Genomic DNA, 17,511 nt, shown 5'->3' with positions numbered 1-17,511 from the left:
TGATTTGCTATGAAAAGTATCGTGATTAAAAAACCGAATACGCTGATTATCGCTGAACGACCGGTGCCAGAACCCTCAGCAGGTGAGGTCAGGGTAAAAGTGAAACTGGCGGGAATTTGTGGTTCAGACAGCCATATTTACCGCGGTCATAATCCATTTGCACAATACCCGCGCGTGATTGGCCACGAGTTTTATGGTGTGATCGAGGCGGTAGGTGACGGCGTTGACCATTCGCGAATAGGCGAGCGGGTGTCCGTTGATCCGGTCATCAGCTGCGGACATTGTTATCCCTGTTCCATTGGTAAACCTAACGTTTGTACATCGCTGGTGGTGCTGGGCGTACATCGCGATGGCGGTTTCAGCGAGTACGCTGTCGTGCCGGCGAAAAACGCCTGGACGATCCCCGATACTGTGCCGGATGAGCATGCCGTTATGGTCGAACCATTTACCATCGCCGCAAATGTAACCGGGCAAATTAATCCGACAGAAAACGATATTGCGCTGATTTATGGCGCAGGGCCTATGGGACTGACCACTGTACAGGCGCTTAAGCGTGTCTATAAGGTTAAAACCGTAGTGATTGCTGACAGAATCGATGAACGCCTGGCCATGGCGAAGCAGTGTGGTGCAGACTGGGCCATCAATAATAGTCAGCACTCGTTGCAAGAGTTTCTGGTAGAAAACGGGCTAAAACCGACCATCATCGTGGATGCAGCTTGCCATCCATCCATTTTACAGGAGGCTATCACGCTGGCATCGCCAGCCGCGCGAATTGTTCTGATGGGCTTCTCCAGCGATCCTTGTCAGATTATTCAACAAGGTATTACCGGTAAAGAACTGTCCATTTATTCCTCAAGATTAAATGCGAACAAATTCCCGGTTGTGATTGACTGGTTGGTCAATGGACTCATCGATCCTAATCAACTTATTACTCACACTTTTGACTATCACCACGTTACAGACGCAATTGAATTGTTTGAGAAAGATCAGCAGCACTGCTGCAAAGTCTTACTCACATTCACTGAATAATATAAAAACTGCGAGTAAGTGGTACGCATCTTACCTCTTAGAGATAGCCAATATGAATCAAGAAAAACACGAAAGGTCCACGAAAGATCTGGTCAGAGCTGCCGTATCCGGATGGTTGGGTACTGCGCTCGAATTTATGGATTTTCAGTTATATTCTCTGGGTGCTGCACTGGTATTCCATGAAATATTTTTCCCGGAACAGTCTGCCGCCATGGCGCTTATTTTAGCGATGGGTACATACGGTGCAGGATATATTGCTCGTATCGTTGGCGCATTTATATTTGGCAAAATGGGTGACAGCATTGGGCGTAAAAAAGTGCTGTTTATTACCATCACCATGATGGGAATTTGTACGACCTTAATTGGCGTGCTACCAACATATGCACAAATTGGTATCTTTGCGCCTGTTCTGCTGGTGACGCTGCGTATCGTGCAAGGGCTTGGTGCAGGGGCTGAAATCTCCGGCGCAGGCACGATGCTTGCTGAGTACGCGCCAAAAGGTAAACGTGGCATTATTTCCTCACTTGTTGCCATGGGAACCAACTGTGGAACCCTTAGCGCAACGGCCATCTGGGCAGTGATGTTCTTTGCTCTCGACCGTGAGGAGTTATTAGCCTGGGGTTGGCGTATTCCGTTCCTGGCGAGTGTCGTGGTGATGATCTTTGCCATCTGGTTACGTATGAATCTCAAAGAAAGCCCGGTATTTGAGAAAGTGAATGATGAAGAAAACGCTCCGGCATTAAATAATTCGTCAGAAAACACGCTGGGGGCGATGTTTACCAGTAAATCTTTCTGGCTGGCAACCGGCCTACGTTTTGGACAGGCGGGTAACTCAGGGTTAATCCAAACCTTCCTTGCCGGTTATTTAGTGCAAACGCTGTTATTTGATAAATCTATCCCCACTGATGCCTTAATGATCAGTTCGGTACTGGGCTTTATTACAATACCGTTGCTTGGCTGGTTGTCTGATAAATTTGGTCGTCGTTTGCCTTATATTATCCTGAATATCTCGGCAATTATTTTGGCTTACCCGATGTTGTCAATTGTAGTGGATAAAACGTATAGCCCGGGTGTCATTATGACGGCACTGATTGTTATTCATAACTTTGCCGTATTGGGATTATTTGCTCTCGAAAATATTACTATGGCGGAAATGTTCGGTGCCCGTAACCGGTTTACGCGAATGGCGATTTCAAAAGAGGCGGGCGGGTTAGTTGCCGTTGGTTTTGGTCCGGTTCTGGCGGGTATTTTCTGCAACATGACCAATTCCTGGTTGCCAATTCTGGTGATGGTCATCGCCTACTCACTGATCGGTCTGATTTCCGCGTTGCTGATGCCAGAAGTGAAAGATCGCGACCTGAGCGTGCTTGAGGATGCTGCCGAGGTGAATAAAGCCGAGAAGGTTCGTTGCTCGGTGACTCAGACAAACTGATACCAGACACTAGCATGGACGGATGTCTCGTACGCTGTCCATGCTATTACACAGCTTTATATGATGTCATACCAATCATAAAAAGCTTAATGCAAATCAAAACATACAACCATACAGGCGTTACTCTGGAACAGTCCTGATTTCATTTATAAGTAGGCCATACCATGCAAAACAAGCTCTTAGCGGCAAAGGCTGCACTTCCTGACTACGATCGTACAAAACTGGTTCCGCGTATTGTTCATCTGGGGTTTGGCGCGTTTCACCGCGCACATCAGGGGGTTTACGCTGACATTTTGGCTGCAGACCACGGCAGTGACTGGGGCTACTGCGAAGTGAATCTGATTGGCGGCGAGCAGCAGATTTTCGATCTGAAACAGCAAGATAATCTGTATACCGTTGCAGAGATGTCTGCTGATGCCTGGACTGCGAGAGTCGTGGGCGTGGTGAAAAATGCATTGCATGCGCAGGTTGATGGTCTGGAAAGCGTACTGGCAGCGATGTGTGAACCACAAGTCGCGATCGTTTCCCTGACCATAACGGAGAAAGGATACTGCCATTCCCCGGCGACCGGTGAACTGATGTTAGACAATCCAATGATTGCCGCCGATCTGCAAAACCCAAAACAGCCAAAAACTGCGCCAGGCGTAGTGGTTGAGGCTTTGGCACGCCGCAAAGCGGCAGGTTTAGCCGCCTTTACTGTGATGTCCTGCGACAACATGCCTGAAAACGGTCATGTAATGCGTAATGTTGTCACTGCGTATGCCAGAGCGGTGGATGAAGAACTGGCTGCGTGGATCGAACAACATGTGACGTTCCCGTCGACTATGGTTGACCGAATTGTCCCGGCAGTTACCCCAGAGACTCTGGACAAAATTGAACACATCACTGGCGTACGCGACCCGGCAGGTGTGGCATGTGAGCCTTTCCGTCAGTGGGTTATCGAAGATAACTTTGTTTCCGGTCGCCCTGAATGGGAGAAGACAGGAGCGGAGCTGGTGGCAGATGTCATTCCGTTTGAAGAGATGAAACTGCGCATGCTCAACGGCAGCCACTCTTTCCTGGCTTATCTTGGTTATCTGGCCGGTTATCAACACATTAATGATTGTATGGACGATGAAAACTATCGTCTTGCTGCTCGTGCGCTGATGTTGCAGGAACAAGCACCCACGCTGAAAGTAAAAGGTGTTGATCTACAGCGTTATGCCGATCTGTTAATTGAGCGTTACAGCAACCCGGCACTGCGTCATCGTACCTGGCAGATTGCTATGGACGGAAGCCAGAAATTGCCGCAGCGTATGCTTGATTCCGTTCGTTGGCACATTGTAAACGGCAGTCACTTTGATTTACTGGCGCTGGGCGTGGCGGGCTGGATGCGCTACGTCGGCGGTGTGGATGAGCAGGGCCAGGCGATTGAAATTAGCGATCCGCTGTTGCCCATGATCCAGAATGCGGTGCGTAGCAGTAACGAGGGCGAAGAGCGCGTTCGGGCGCTGCTGGCGATCGATGCTATCTTTGGTCGTGAACTGCCGCAGGTTGAATTGTTCAAAAACCAGGTTACACAAGCATATCTTGCTTTACTGGCTGAAGGGGCGAAGGCGACGGTTGCGAAGTATGCAGCAAAACTGAAGTAACGAAGATTATGTTTTATGTCGCCATCTGGCTTTCAACGGGCCAGATGGCGCTGTGTTTTCTGGCATTCACACCAATTAGTTCATGCCTAAACGAATCAGCTCGAGGGGGGCATATTTGCCTTCACACCCTTCGATTTCCACTGTTTTTCCGCGGCGAATCTGCTCAGCGGTCAGGCCATCGGTATCTATCGCTGTAATACGGCCTGTGAGCCCGGTGTCGCTGATCATGACGCGGCTGCCAGTGGTGATTGCGTTACGGTTACGATCGTATGTTTTCATGGTGTTTTCTCCTTTCCAACTTACCGTCAAAGCCCGTGGGCTTTTAGTCCCACGTAACGGACGCAATATAAATACGCTTCTCGTTAAGGATTTTTTTTGTTTTCGATCAAAATCACAGCTTTTTTTATGCAGTTATGCAGGAGAGGGGAAAACGCAGGAGAAACTCACCCCGGTGTGAGGCGAGCGTAGTATTAATCTTCGCTGAACCAGTCGCTATTTTCCTGACGAATAAGCTGAACGGACTCACCAATTTCCTGGAGATGGAGCATCATTGCGCGCTCGACCGCATCGCCATCATGTTTCTCAAGGGCGGCAAAGATATCGTGATGCTGGCGTAACAGCATTTCAGGCGGGGAAATATGATCCAGGCTCATATAACGAACGCGGTCAATTGTAGCCTTTATATTCTCAACGGTATCCCAGGCGAGTTGGCACTCGGCGATTAAAGCCAGTTTCTGATGAAACTCATCATCAAGCTGGAAGAAATCATTGATCTGTTTTCGGTCAATTGCGATGCGCTGCTGATGCAAATTTTGTTCAAGCTGATAGCACTGTTGGTCGTTGATCAGCGATGCGGCGCGGCGTACCACGGCACATTCAATCGCCTGGCGGACAAAACAACCATTTTGCACCTGCGACAGCGAAATCTTGTTCACATAGCTGCCACGCTGTGGGCGGATCTGAATCAGACCGTTTTCTGCCAGTTTGATGAATGCTTCTCGTACCGGCTGGCGTGACACATTAAAGCGTACGGAAACCTCTTTCTCAGACAGCGGTGTACCGGGTGCGATCAGACAATGCACGATATCACGGCGAAGAATACGGTAAATCTGTTGATTTACTGGCTGTGTAGGGTTGAGCTGCGTTTCTACGGTCATTCATTCTTACTTTTTAGAGAGTTAACCCGGATATTTTATCACTTCTTTCAGGCTATCTATACCCGGCGCAAGGCCGGGCAGATAAATTAGCTCCGATGAATACTCAGCCCGGCAAAAGACTGTGTGACAGGCATCATTTCAAGGGTGTTGATATTGACATGAGCCGGTAAAGAAGCCACCCACCATACCGCTTCTGTGACATCTTGCGGGGTCAGCGCCGTGGTATTTTCGTAGGCTTTTTCAGCTTTGGCATCATCACCTTTGAAACGGACATTAGAGAATTCCGTACCGCCAACCAGACCCGGTTCGATGTCGGTAACGCGAATGGCAGTGCCGTGTAAATCAGTACGTAAATTCAGGCTAAACTGGCGAACAAATGCTTTGGTCGCACCGTAGACGTTACCGCCAGCGTATGGCCAACTGCCCGCTGTAGAACCGATATTGATAATATGACCGCGGTTGCGTTCAACCATGCCTGGCAGAACGGCACGGGTCATATAAACCAGCCCCTTGTTGTTGGTGTCGATCATATTTTCCCAGTCTTCAACGCTGGCCTTATGGGCAGGCTCAAGGCCCAGCGCCAGACCTGCGTTGTTGACCAGAACATCAATATTGCGCCATTCAGCAGGGAGGGCGTCCAGCATCTCTTCAATTGATGCACGATTACGTACGTCCAGTTGCGCGGTATAGAGGCGGTCACCCAATTCCTCTTTCAGTTCCTGCAGGCGCTCCTGGCGGCGTCCGGTGGCAATAACTTTATGCCCATTCTCAATAAAACGACGCGTAATGCACTCACCAAAACCTGCGGTTGCTCCGGTTACTAAAACGATCATCTCACTGTTCCTCAACGCTTTTTATGTAGTACTACCATAGCACGTCATTTCCGTTCAGAGCTATTCCTGCGTAACGCGATTGCGGTTGAATCCTGGGAAGTCTACTCTGGTAAACAAATCGTTTTCAGGAGTGAAAGATGTTGTTAACGAATCCTTTTTTAAGTCACAGCACGTTGCCGTATCAGGCCCCGCAGTTTGATCAGATAGAGGTGCAGCACTATCGCCCAGCGTTCGATGAAGGCGTGCGGCAAAAACGTGCAGAGATCGAGGCGATTGTGCAAAACCCGCTAGCCCCTGATTTTGCCAATACGTTGCTGGCGCTTGAACAAAGCGGCGCTTTGTTGACACGCGTAACCAGCGTTTTCTTCGCGATGACGGCGGCGCACACCAACGATGAACTACAGCACCTTGACGAAGAGTTTTCCGCAGAACTGGCGAGCCTTGCCAATGATATCTATCTCAATGAAGCACTCTTTTCACGCGTTGAAGCTGTCTGGCAACGGCGAGGTTTTCTGGGGCTGGAAAGCGAATCATTACGCTTGCTGGAGGTCATCCACCAGCGTTTTGTACTGGCCGGCGCATGTCTGAATGAGACTGATAAAGCGAACCTTAAAGCGCTCAATACAGAGTCCGCCACGCTGATCAGCCAGTTTAACCAACGTCTGCTGGCAGCGAACAAGTCCGGTGCTCTGGTGGTGGATGAAGCACGTTATCTGGAGGGACTCAGCGCTGAGGAAATTGCCGTTGCCGCTGAAGCTGCAAGGGAGAAAGGGCTCGACGCGCGTTGGGTTATCCCGCTATTGAACACGACTCAGCAACCGGCGCTTGCGGCGTTACGCGATCGCCATACCCGTGAGAGTCTGTTCACCCGCGCATGGAAGAGAGCAGAAAACAATGACGCTAACGATACTCGGGCTATTATTCAGCGACTGGTCGAGATCCGGATGCAGCAGGCGAAACTACTCGGTTTTGCCAATTACGCTGCATGGAAAATTGCCGACCAGATGGCAAAAACACCGGAAGCTGCACTGACTTTCATGCGGGCGATTGTTCCTGCCGCGCGAGCTCGGGCACTAGATGAACAGGCCGAAATCCAGAATGTTATCAATCACGAACAGGGGCAATTTAACGTCGAGGCCTGGGACTGGGCATTTTATGCTGAGCAGGTTCGTCGTGAGAAATATGCTCTGGATGAGGCGCAGCTCAAACCTTACTTTGCCCTTGATACGGTGCTGAACGAAGGCGTTTTCTGGACGGCAAATCAACTCTTTGGCATAAAATTTATAGAACGGTTCGATATTCCTGTTTATCACCCGGATGTTAGGGTATGGGAAATATTTGATCACGATGGCGTAGGTCTGGCGTTATTTTACGGCGATTTCTTTGCCCGGGAATCGAAAAGCGGTGGTGCCTGGATGGGCAATTTTGTTGAGCAATCGCAACTCAATGAAACCCGGCCGGTTATTTACAACGTGTGTAATTATCAAAAACCGGCAAAAGGTCAGCCTGCATTGTTATTGTGGGATGATGTTATTACGTTATTTCATGAGTTTGGGCACACGTTGCACGGTCTGTTCGCCACTCAGCGTTACGCCACGCTTTCAGGGACCAACACTCCGCGTGATTTTGTTGAATTTCCTTCGCAGATTAACGAACACTGGGCGAGTCATCCGCAGGTCTTTGCCCGTTTTGTTCGTCATGTTGTTACCGGGGAGCAAATGCCGCAGGCGTTGCGAGATAAAATGCAGCAGGCCAGCCTGTTTAACAAAGGTTACGACATGACCGAACTGCTCAGTGCTGCATTGCTGGATATGCGCTGGCACGGTCTGGAAAATAGCGCGTTATCTCTTTCGGTCGATCAATTTGAACAGCAGGCGCTGGCAGCAGAAGGTTTGGATCTCAAGGCCGTGCCACCACGTTATCGCAGCAGTTATTTTGCCCATATCTTCGGCGGCGGTTATGCCGCGGGTTATTACGCCTATCTGTGGACGCAAATGCTGGCCGATGACGGCTATCAGTGGTTTGTAGAGCAGGGCGGATTAACTCGTGAAAACGGGCAGAAATTCCGCGAAGCGATTTTGTCCCGCGGAAATAGCACTGATTTAGCTGAACTCTATCGTCAGTGGAGCGGACGAGATCCAAAAATGGAGCCGATGCTGGAACATCGTGGTTTGAGCGCGTAAGGTTTGTTCAGAGGGGGAAAGTCCTCAATTCAGCTTAGTTAATCATAATGATGCCGATAAATTCATCATTGTGATGAAAAGGGAATTACGCAGTAGGCCGGATAGCGAAGCGCCATCCGGCCTACTGCTTACTGTCGCTTCGCGCATCAACAACCGGATGTGATGCCCGTTTATTTGAATTATCTAAGAAAAGAACCCTGCAATTTAACGTCCTTACCGGAAAAAGTTACTTTTACTCTGTGCGACAATCATTGTTCCAAAACGTTGAACTTCATAGAGGTCTTAAACATGCCTGAACGTACAGAACTTGTTGATAAAATCGTCCTTAACAGTCTGCAAACCTACTTTGAGAATTGGCCACTGGCGACAGCAGAGGATATTGTAATTTTTATCCTGACCGTAACAACTCTGACGGTAGCATCACTGACACTGGATATTCATAGCTATAAAAAGCTTAAGGCATACACATCAGCTTTCTTATCGGTTTTTATCTATCCGCGAAAATAAAAGGCTCAATGAACCGCGACCAATTTGAGCCAGGTATGAACTGAGTCGGCGATACTCGCTATGCCGCGACCAGTGGCATAGCGCAATGCTATTGTTAATCGCGGCTTATTAATTACTATTAAAAAATTTACATAAATTTTCTTTTTTATCGTTAAGATAATTCCATCAGAAACGCTCGAACAGGGAGGGAGAACGTGATGATGAGAAATACGAAGGAAATAGATACAATTTTGATTGAGTTGAACAAGTCCATTGATGCCCACTACAAATGGTTAGTGACAATGTTCCGCTGCGTGGTGTCTTTAGATGTTACTCAGCCGGATATTATGGGTGAAAATTCGCATTGTGTTTGTCGATTTGGACAGTGGCTTAATAATCAATCGCGGTACAATGAGGATGATTGTAGTTACGTAAGCAAGATAAATGCCACCCACGAAAAGATGCATTTATTAGGCAAGGAGTTGCTATTGGCTATAGTGGAGAAACGTAGCCATCCATGGCATTTCGACAGTTTCCAGGACGCGCTGCTGGCATTTACCTCATCTGTAATGGACTACAAAATATATTTATTGAATATCCGCAGTAATATCGATGTATTAACAGGTTTACCTGGCAGAAGAATGCTCGATGAGTCTTTTGATCGGCAGTTGCTCGATGCCGAACCGCTTAATCTCTATATATTGTTGTTAGATATCGATCGTTTTAAATACGTTAACGATACCTACGGCCATTTGGTTGGTGACGTTGTATTGCGGGCTCTGGCATCAAATTTATTGTCATGGACGCGATATGATGAGGTGGCGTACCGCTACGGTGGAGAAGAGTTCATTATCATCATCAGAACAAAAACGGACGAGCAGGCATGCCAGGCGGGTTTGAGACTTTGTCGTCTGATTGGGCAGAAAAAAATTCCCTACGCTGATGGAGAGATCGGTATCACGGTGACGGCAGGCATAACCCGAGTCCAACCGGGTGAAACGCTGGATACCGCGCTTGGTCGGGCTGACAGGGCGATGTATCAGGGGAAACAGACCGGCAGAAATCGCTGTATGTTTATGGATGAAAATGAGCAGATCGCGTTGGTGGACACCAATGACGGGACCTCGTATCCCCTCAGTGCGTGAGTTTTCGAAAACGCTTTGAGGTAGTTGCGTTTCGTTTAACTTTCATTGGGGTTGTTGATGATAGGTTAGCTGACTATCCGTTATCTTCGCAGGGAATTGCCAGATAGCGTATAAAAGCAAAACACAAATCTATCCATGCAAGCATTTACCGCTGGTTTATCCGGCGGTTTTTTTATCTGTAAATCAGGAAAAAGGTACCACGAGCGCGATTTGGGCAAAAAAATGGCCCCTTGTGCAGCTACGCAACAAGGGGCCGGGTCGGTGCAGGACTATCTCCGTTCATCAATCATCCCATCTGTGGCTAAAATACGCGGCCAGGAAACCGGAAAATAAAATAATTCCCAGAACAGCCATAAAAATATTCATATTACCCAGCATAGTAAATGCTCCTTTATCTGTGAGTTTCCTCTCTTACCTTAAGTTCACCTCGCTTATGACTATAGTAGCAATTCAATCTTAAACAAAGGCTGAACTGTGTGATTATTTCGGCTGAAAAGTAAATTTTTGACATGATCACGTCGAATAAAATAAATAATAGTGACGAGACACATTTATCTGCGCACAAATAATCCTGTTTTTAAAACCTGAGACGCTGTTATGACAGTGTGCTGCTGACACAAATTGTTGCACGTTTATAATGCAGGGTTGTCTCATGGTGGTTCAATTTTTCGTTTGCTTAACCCGTTTGGCGGGAAAATGTAATACTGATTTTTGTGCGCGAGATGCTAATCTGTTGATTTTATATGATGTTTTAATATCTGGCATCGTTTTTGCCTTATCACTTCTGAACACCTTTAATTTGCACCGTTTTGTCTGCCCGGCTGCACCGGAGCTTTCAGCAAGTTTAATTTCAGGAGTGAAACTATGCAGCGTCGTACATTTTTAAAAGCTTTTGCACTTTCTGCCTCTGTTGTAGCAATGGGCGTGAGTTTTAGCGTTCAGGCAGCCGACACCATCAAGGTTGGCATCATGCATTCTTTATCCGGCACGATGGCCATATCCGAAACGCCGCTAAAAGATGTGGCGTTGATGGCCATCGATGAAATTAATGCTCAGGGCGGTGTGTTGGGTAAAAAGCTGGAACCGGTGGTGGTTGATCCGGCCTCGAACTGGCCCTTATTTGCTGAAAAAGCAAGGCAGCTGCTGAGTCAGGACAAGGTAGCGGCAGTGTTTGGCTGCTGGACATCGGTTTCGCGTAAATCGGTTCTACCAGTATTTGAAGAATTGAACGGTCTGCTGTTTTACCCAGTGCAATATGAAGGTGAGGAGATGTCGCCTAACGTCTTCTATACCGGCGCAGCCCCCAACCAGCAGGCGATCCCTGCGGTTGAGTATCTGATGAGTGAGGACGGCGGCAGCGCGAAACGCTTCTTCCTGCTGGGCACGGATTATGTTTATCCACGCACGACCAACAAAATTTTACGCGCCTTTTTGCACTCAAAAGGAGTTGCCGATAAAGACATCGAAGAGGTGTACACCCCATTCGGACACAGCGATTACCAGACCATTGTCGCCAGTATTAAAAAATTCGCCGCAGGGGGGAAAACGGCGGTGGTATCAACCATCAACGGCGATTCTAACGTTCCATTCTATAAAGAGTTGGCCAACCAGGGCCTGAAAGCCACCGATGTTCCTGTGGTGGCATTCTCCGTGGGTGAGGAGGAGTTACGCGGTATTGATACCAAACCGCTGGTGGGCAACCTTGCAGCCTGGAACTACTTTGAGTCCGTCGATAACGCTGCCAACAAGAAGTTTGTCGCGGATTACCGGGCGTATGCCAAAGCGCACAAATTACCAAATGCTGAATCGGTGGTGACAAACGACCCCATGGAAGCTACGTATGTTGGCCTCCATATGTGGGCGCAGGCGGTAGAAAAAGCCGGAACGACTGATGTGGATAAAGTTCGCGCTGCAATGGCGGGGCAATCCTTCGCTGCGCCATCAGGCTTTACCCTGACCATGGATGCGACCAACCATCACCTGCATAAACCCGTCATGATTGGCGAGATTGAGGGCAATGGCCAGTTTAACGTGGTATGGCAAACCGATGAGCCAGTCCGCGCCCAGCCATGGAGTCCGTACATCGCTGGTAATGATAAAAAATCTGAACAGCCTGTTAAAACCGCCAGCAACTGATCGTGTGCCCTCCTGCGGGAGGGTAACGCTCTGGAGAATGCTCATGAAAGTTATGCGCTTTATTCGTGGTGTGTTGTTGCTGACGTGGTTTTTGCCGTGGATAGCGCAGGCATCAGATGCCGATACTTTTACAGCCGCAAATCGAACTCAGCAGGCCGCCTTGCTTGAACAATGGGCGGTGAATCCCGATGTTCAGCGCATCCCGCTGCTCAGCGCGTTGCACGAGGAGAATCTGCTGACTGATAACGCGAAAAATACCTTCATCATGAACGGCTCGCACGCACAGCCGTTAGGAACAGCGACAACCCCAAACGGCGAGCTAAAAAAAATTCGCCTGACTAACCGCCTGCGTAATCTGGTGGCAGGAGCGTTGGCTGTCCATCAGCTTTTAAGTGACAGTGTCACGACAAGGTTAGAGGCAGCTCGTACATTACAGCGTGAGGCACAGCCGGATATGCTGCCGTTTTTACAGCAACGACTGGCTCAGGAGTCAAATGGTGATGTGAAATCCGCGCTGGCTATTGCACTGGCAAATCTGCAGCTGAACAGTTCCTCGCCGGAGGTCAGACGTCAGGCAATCGAACTATTAGGGGCGTCAAATGATCCTGAAACTCAGGCGCGCCTGCAACCATTCACCCGGGCTGAACATGAACCCGATACCCGCGTGCGTGCTGCCGCTGGCGAAAGCCTGAATTCCATCGCGCATCGTATGAAGGTTGGGGACCTTCTTGGACAGGCCTTTATGGGGCTGTCGCTGGGCTCAATTTTGCTGCTGGCGGCATTGGGTCTGGCTATAACCTATGGATTACTCGGCGTCATTAATATGGCGCATGGCGAGATGTTAATGCTCGGGGCTTACTGTACCTGGATGGTACAACAACTGATGAGCCAGTTTTTCCCGCAATGGCTAGCCTGGTATCCGGTTATTGCGCTGCCGGTTGCCTTTTTACTTACCGCAGCGGTAGGAATGCTGCTTGAGCGCGGGGTGATCCGCCATTTATACGGGCGTCCTCTCGAAACGCTGCTGGCGACCTGGGGGATCAGCCTGATGCTCATCCAGTTGGTGCGTATGTCCTTCGGCGCGCAAAACCTGGAAGTCGCCAATCCGGCATGGCTTTCAGGGGGGATTCAGGTTTATGCCAATCTGATTTTACCGTGGAACCGAATTGTGGTGCTTGGCTTTGCCATTCTGGTGCTGTTTTTCACCTGGCTGTTGTTGAATAAAACGCGTCTGGGGCTGCGCGTACGTGCCGTGACGCAAAATCGCAATATGGCGGCCTGCTGCGGCGTACCTACCGGACGAGTCGATATGCTGGCCTTTGGCCTTGGTTCAGGCATTGCCGGGCTGGGGGGCGTAGCGCTCTCGCAGTTGGGCAACGTAGGACCCGAATTGGGGCAAAGCTACATTATCGATTCGTTTCTGGTTGTGGTGCTGGGCGGCGTGGGACAACTCGCAGGGAGCGTGGCCGCGGCGTTTGGACTGGGGATCTTCAATAAAATTCTGGAGCCTCAGGTGGGGGCAGTTCTAGGCAAAATCATGATTCTGGTGCTGATTATTCTGTTTATTCAGAAGCGTCCGCAGGGGCTGTTCGCGCTAAAAGGGAGGGTTATTGACTGATGACGATGCCAATGACATTAACGCTGGCGCGTAAAGCGCCACGCGCGACGCGCATCCTGGGGCTGGGGTTGCTGCTGGCGTTGATTATTCTGCCGTTTCTTGCACTGTTACCTGCGGACCATCCGCTGGCTATATCGGTGTGGACGCTAACGCTGGCCGGGAAAATTCTCTGTTATGCCATTGTGGCGGTCGCGCTGGATCTGGTGTGGGGCTATGCCGGCATGCTCTCGCTGGGACACGGTATTTTCTTTGCGCTGGGAGGGTATGCGATGGGAATGTACCTGATGCGCCAGGCCTCTGGCGAAGGATTACCGGCCTTCATGTCATTCCTGTCGTGGAGCGAGCTGCCGTGGTTTTGGTGGGGGACGCAACATTTTATCTGGGCGCTACTGCTGGTCGTTCTGGTTCCTGGCCTGCTGGCACTGGTATTTGGTTGGTTTGCCTTTCGGTCAAAAATCAAAGGGGTCTATTTCTCCATCATGACCCAGGCCCTGACTTTCGCAGGAATGCTGCTGTTTTTTCGCAACGAAACGGGTTTTGGGGGAAATAACGGTTTTACCGGCTTTACCACCATTCTGGGATTCCCGGTAACCGCCACCTCAACCCGTATCGCGCTGTTTCTGGCGACGGTCATGCTGCTGGTGCTGGCATTATGGCTGGGACTGGCGCTGGCCCGCAGTAAGTTCGGCCGTATTCTGACTGCCGTGCGCGATGCAGAGAACCGTCTGATGTTCTGTGGTTACGATCCGAAAGGTTTCAAGTTACTGGTGTGGACGCTTTCCGCTGTACTGTGCGGCCTGGCAGGAGCGCTGTATGTTCCGCAGGTGGGGATCATTAACCCTAGCGAAATGTCGCCGACCAACTCGATTGAAGCGGCGATTTGGGTTGCCCTCGGCGGACGTGGAACCCTGATCGGCCCGGTATTCGGCGCCGTGTTGGTGAATGGCGCGAAAAGCCTGTTTACCGTCATCATGCCGGAATACTGGCAGCTGTTTCTTGGCCTGATCTTTATTGGCGTTACGCTGTTTTTACCCCGAGGTGTAATTGGTCTGTTTCGCAAGGGAGACAAATAATGCAGCCAGATGAAGGGCTATTTACTCGCCAGATGCCGGGGGATCGGTTTCGCAACCAGACTGATCCGGTGCTACAGCTGGAAAAAATTAACGTTAACTTCGATGGCTTTCAGGCGCTAACCGATCTCACGCTCAATATTGGGGTTGGGGAACTGCGTTGCATCATCGGGCCCAACGGCGCCGGAAAAACGACGTTAATGGATGTCATTACCGGCAAAACCAGGCCGCAAAGTGGTCGTGCGATATACGATCAGTCGACCGACTTAACGACGCTGGATCCCATTGCCATTGCACGTCAGGGGATTGGACGGAAATTTCAAAAGCCCACGGTATTTGAAGCATTAACGGTGGAAGATAACCTGGAGCTGGCGCTGAAAAATGATAAATCTGTCTGGGGTTCTCTACGGGCACGACTCTCAGGCGAACAGCGGGATCGTATTGATGAAGTACTGGCGCTGTTGCGGCTGGGTAATGAGCGGGCCCGCAGCGCCGGTCTGCTTTCGCATGGGCAAAAACAGTTTCTCGAAATTGGCATGCTGCTAGTACAGGAGCCGCATTTACTGCTACTGGATGAACCCGCGGCGGGGATGACGGATGCGGAAACGGAATACACGGCGGAGCTGTTTCGCCAGCTTGCCGGTAAGCACTCTCTGATGGTTGTTGAGCACGATATGGGATTTGTCGAAACCATTGCCGATCGCGTTACAGTATTACATCAAGGACGTGTCCTGGCTCAGGGGAGCCTTCGTGAAGTGCAGGCCAACGAGCAGGTTATTGAAGTTTATCTCGGGCGTTAAGGAGTGCAGATGCTGCAGGTGAAAGAACTGAATCAATATTATGGCGGCAGTCATATTCTGCGCGGGGTGAACTTTGAAGCGCGTATCGGTGAGGTGACATGTCTGCTGGGGCGTAACGGCGTGGGGAAAACAACGCTACTTAAGTGTCTGATGGGGCTTATTCCGGCCCGCAGCGGAAGCGTGCTCTGGCAGGAGAAAAATGTCACTCAATGGAAGCCGCATCAGCGGGTCAGGGCCGGTGTGGCGTATGTCCCGCAGGGGCGTGATATTTTTCCGCGTTTGACGGTAGAAGAGAATCTGCTGCTCGGCCTTTCCCGTTTTTCAGCACCGGAGGCCCGACATGTGCCGGATGATATTTACGCGCTCTTTCCGGTTTTACAGGAAATGAAGCATCGGCGGGGCGGAGATTTGTCCGGCGGGCAGCAGCAGCAACTGGCGATTGGACGAGCACTGGCAAGTCGCCCACAATTGTTGATCCTTGATGAGCCTACCGAGGGTATCCAGCCGTCGGTGATTAAAGAGATTGGTCAGGTGATTTCCCAACTGGCGCATCGCGGCGATATGGCCATTTTGCTGGTGGAGCAGTTCTATGATTTTGCCGAGCAGCTCGCCGATAAATACCTGTTGATGTCGCGGGGCAGCATTATTCAAAGCGGCGACGGTAAAAATATGGAGGCCGAGGGCGTTCGGGGACTGGTTGCTATCTGAGGTATGCGACAGAGCGACTGTGGCTCTGTCGCGAACATAATAACTAGCAGACCGCCGTCTGGCCCCAGGGTTTGGCGCGCATGCCTTTTATCATTAGCGCCCAGGCAAGAACGATCGCCACTATCAGCGCCACAAACAGCGACCATGGTGGCAATGTGGTTAAAATGACGCCGCTGACTAATGGGTTAACCGCTGCGCCAAGCCAGCCTAACGACTGGGCGGAAAAATAGCTGGCTTTCATACCTGCTGGTGCGATGTTGTCGATAAGCATGTATTCACCCGGTGCGTAAATGACTTCGCCGATAGTGAAAAAGGCAGCAGAAATTCCCCATAACAACAGACTGTTGCCGGAGAAAGCGAAACCGACCAGGCCAACGACAAAGAAGACTGTACCCATTGTCATTAACGGGCGGATATTCGTGGCGGTGAGCCTGCGACCAAGTGCGTATTGCAGTGATACTACGATGGCGGCGTTAACGGGCAGGACCACCGCGACGACTTTCTCGGCAAAATCGCCATCGGCGACCACCATAACGTATTGCGAAATACAGGATGCAAAGGCGCCGCCAACGAATGATGCCAAAAATGCTGACAGCGTAAACCAGAATAATGCTCTGTCGCGCAGCAGTACTGAAGGGGACCAAACAGCGGCATTTACACCTTCTGCGGTTGCCGGTGAACGTTTTACCCACGTCTGGATAAACACCAGAGGTAGCGCAGAACAGGCGGCAGCCAGCCAGAAGGGCAGGTTAATGCTTTGCATAACCAGCAGCGTGCCCAGCGGCGGACCAACGGTCCAGCCGATGTTCAGCACGGTATAGTTAAGTGAGAAAATTTTCGTTTTGTTGGTCGCAGACAAGTTATCGGCAAACCAGGCTTTCAGCACCGTGGCGAAGACGGAGTAGGCGCAGTTGATCAGGGCAAAGAGCAAAACCACTATCACGACGTTATGCACCAGCGGAATAGCAATAAAGCCGGAGGCAAAGCCGCAGATAGCCAGCAACATATAGCGTTTTTTATCGAACTTGTCGGCCAGAATACCAAAGCCAAGGCTGAAGACGACGCCTATGGTCAGTGCAACCGTCATCGCATAACCGATCAGGTCGACGCTCAGTTGATACTGTCGACTGAGGTAAATCGTCATAAATGGCAGCGTGGCGCCACGACCAATGGTTAATAACAAAGATGACGCAAGTAACGCGAGAGTGGACCTTCTCAGAGAGATATTCATTTTCCTGCCCGACAATGCATGTTGTTATGTTTTTTTTAGATATCAGAAACAA

16 protein-coding genes are annotated in these 17,511 nt (G+C 50.1%); 11 read left to right on the top strand and 5 right to left on the bottom strand.

Features of this window, described 5'->3' with window-relative positions; translation table 11 throughout:
* Positions 1–9: 9 nt before the first annotated feature.
* The 3 genes from SK33_RS12585 to SK33_RS12575 all read left to right on the top strand — a co-directional run bounded on the left by SK33_RS12585 (position 10) and on the right by SK33_RS12575 (position 4,092).
* The gene (locus SK33_RS12585; RefSeq protein WP_048218954.1) at positions 10–1,029 is read left to right on the top strand and encodes a Zn-dependent oxidoreductase; all 1,020 of its coding nucleotides are present in this window, start codon (positions 10–12) and stop codon (positions 1,027–1,029) included.
* Positions 1,030–1,081: 52 nt separating this feature from the next.
* Positions 1,082–2,461 (top strand): MFS transporter, encoded by a 1,380-nt coding sequence (locus tag SK33_RS12580; RefSeq protein WP_048218953.1) that lies wholly within the window; start codon positions 1,082–1,084, stop codon positions 2,459–2,461.
* A gap of 164 nt (positions 2,462–2,625) precedes the next feature.
* Positions 2,626–4,092 (top strand): mannitol dehydrogenase family protein, encoded by a 1,467-nt coding sequence (locus SK33_RS12575; protein WP_048218952.1) that lies wholly within the window; start codon positions 2,626–2,628, stop codon positions 4,090–4,092.
* Positions 4,093–4,167: 75 nt separating this feature from the next.
* On the opposite strand, the gene ydfZ is transcribed toward SK33_RS12575, so the two are convergent.
* The 3 genes from ydfZ to ydfG all read right to left on the bottom strand — a co-directional run bounded on the left by ydfZ (position 4,168) and on the right by ydfG (position 6,082).
* Positions 4,168–4,371: a putative selenium delivery protein YdfZ gene (ydfZ, locus tag SK33_RS12570; protein WP_003032393.1), complete on the bottom strand. Its 204-nt coding sequence runs from the start codon at positions 4,369–4,371 to the stop codon at positions 4,168–4,170.
* A gap of 191 nt (positions 4,372–4,562) precedes the next feature.
* On the bottom strand, positions 4,563–5,249 hold the full coding sequence (locus tag SK33_RS12565; protein ID WP_003032396.1) for a GntR family transcriptional regulator: 687 nt from the start codon (positions 5,247–5,249) through the stop codon (positions 4,563–4,565).
* An 86-nt stretch (positions 5,250–5,335) separates the two neighbouring features.
* Entirely contained in the window at positions 5,336–6,082 is a 747-nt protein-coding gene (gene ydfG, locus SK33_RS12560; RefSeq protein ID WP_003032398.1) for a bifunctional NADP-dependent 3-hydroxy acid dehydrogenase/3-hydroxypropionate dehydrogenase YdfG, read from the bottom strand.
* 140 nt (positions 6,083–6,222) lie between these two features.
* On the opposite strand from ydfG, the gene dcp reads away from it, so the two are divergent.
* The 3 genes from dcp (at position 6,223) to SK33_RS12545 (ending at position 9,896) form a co-directional block, all read left to right on the top strand.
* A complete protein-coding gene (gene dcp, locus SK33_RS12555) occupies positions 6,223–8,265 on the top strand; it encodes a peptidyl-dipeptidase Dcp (RefSeq protein ID WP_113772700.1) in 2,043 nt (680 codons plus the stop codon).
* 288 nt (positions 8,266–8,553) lie between these two features.
* On the top strand, positions 8,554–8,772 hold the full coding sequence (locus tag SK33_RS12550) for a hypothetical protein (RefSeq protein ID WP_003836310.1): 219 nt from the start codon (positions 8,554–8,556) through the stop codon (positions 8,770–8,772).
* 197 nt (positions 8,773–8,969) lie between these two features.
* A complete protein-coding gene (locus tag SK33_RS12545; RefSeq protein WP_048218950.1) occupies positions 8,970–9,896 on the top strand; it encodes a diguanylate cyclase in 927 nt (308 codons plus the stop codon).
* A 282-nt stretch (positions 9,897–10,178) separates the two neighbouring features.
* On the opposite strand, the gene mgtS is transcribed toward SK33_RS12545, so the two are convergent.
* Positions 10,179–10,274, bottom strand: a complete 96-nt coding sequence (gene mgtS / locus SK33_RS12540) for a protein MgtS (protein ID WP_003032406.1) — start codon at positions 10,272–10,274, stop codon at positions 10,179–10,181.
* Between the two features lie 486 nt (positions 10,275–10,760).
* Here mgtS and urtA point away from each other — a divergent pair, with 486 nt between their 5' ends.
* Genes urtA through urtE form a run of 5 tightly spaced genes read left to right on the top strand, consistent with a single transcriptional unit; the run spans position 10,761 to position 16,228 of the window.
* Positions 10,761–12,032, top strand: coding sequence for an urea ABC transporter substrate-binding protein (gene urtA / locus SK33_RS12535; protein ID WP_048218949.1), 1,272 nt, complete (start codon positions 10,761–10,763; stop codon positions 12,030–12,032).
* A gap of 43 nt (positions 12,033–12,075) precedes the next feature.
* Entirely contained in the window at positions 12,076–13,650 is a 1,575-nt protein-coding gene (gene urtB, locus SK33_RS12530) for an urea ABC transporter permease subunit UrtB (protein WP_048218947.1), read from the top strand.
* Positions 13,650–14,723, top strand: a complete 1,074-nt coding sequence (gene urtC, locus SK33_RS12525) for an urea ABC transporter permease subunit UrtC (RefSeq protein WP_044712398.1) — start codon at positions 13,650–13,652, stop codon at positions 14,721–14,723. The genes urtB and urtC overlap by 1 nt, the downstream gene beginning before the upstream one ends.
* Entirely contained in the window at positions 14,723–15,520 is a 798-nt protein-coding gene (urtD, locus tag SK33_RS12520) for an urea ABC transporter ATP-binding protein UrtD (RefSeq protein WP_003032414.1), read from the top strand. The genes urtC and urtD overlap by 1 nt, the downstream gene beginning before the upstream one ends.
* 9 nt (positions 15,521–15,529) lie before the next feature.
* Entirely contained in the window at positions 15,530–16,228 is a 699-nt protein-coding gene (gene urtE / locus SK33_RS12515) for an urea ABC transporter ATP-binding subunit UrtE (RefSeq protein WP_003836305.1), read from the top strand.
* A gap of 43 nt (positions 16,229–16,271) precedes the next feature.
* Here the strand turns inward: urtE and ydeE are convergent, their stop codons facing one another.
* Positions 16,272–17,459, bottom strand: a complete 1,188-nt coding sequence (gene ydeE, locus SK33_RS12510) for an efflux MFS transporter YdeE (RefSeq protein WP_003843627.1) — start codon at positions 17,457–17,459, stop codon at positions 16,272–16,274.
* Positions 17,460–17,511 lie beyond the last annotated feature (52 nt).

This window comes from Citrobacter sp. MGH103 (assembly GCF_001034475.2).
In the GTDB taxonomy this organism is placed as follows: Bacteria; Pseudomonadota; Gammaproteobacteria; order Enterobacterales; family Enterobacteriaceae; genus Citrobacter; species Citrobacter freundii.
Note: the sequence above shows the minus strand (reverse complement) of the source record. Positions and strands in the feature narration are given on the sequence as shown.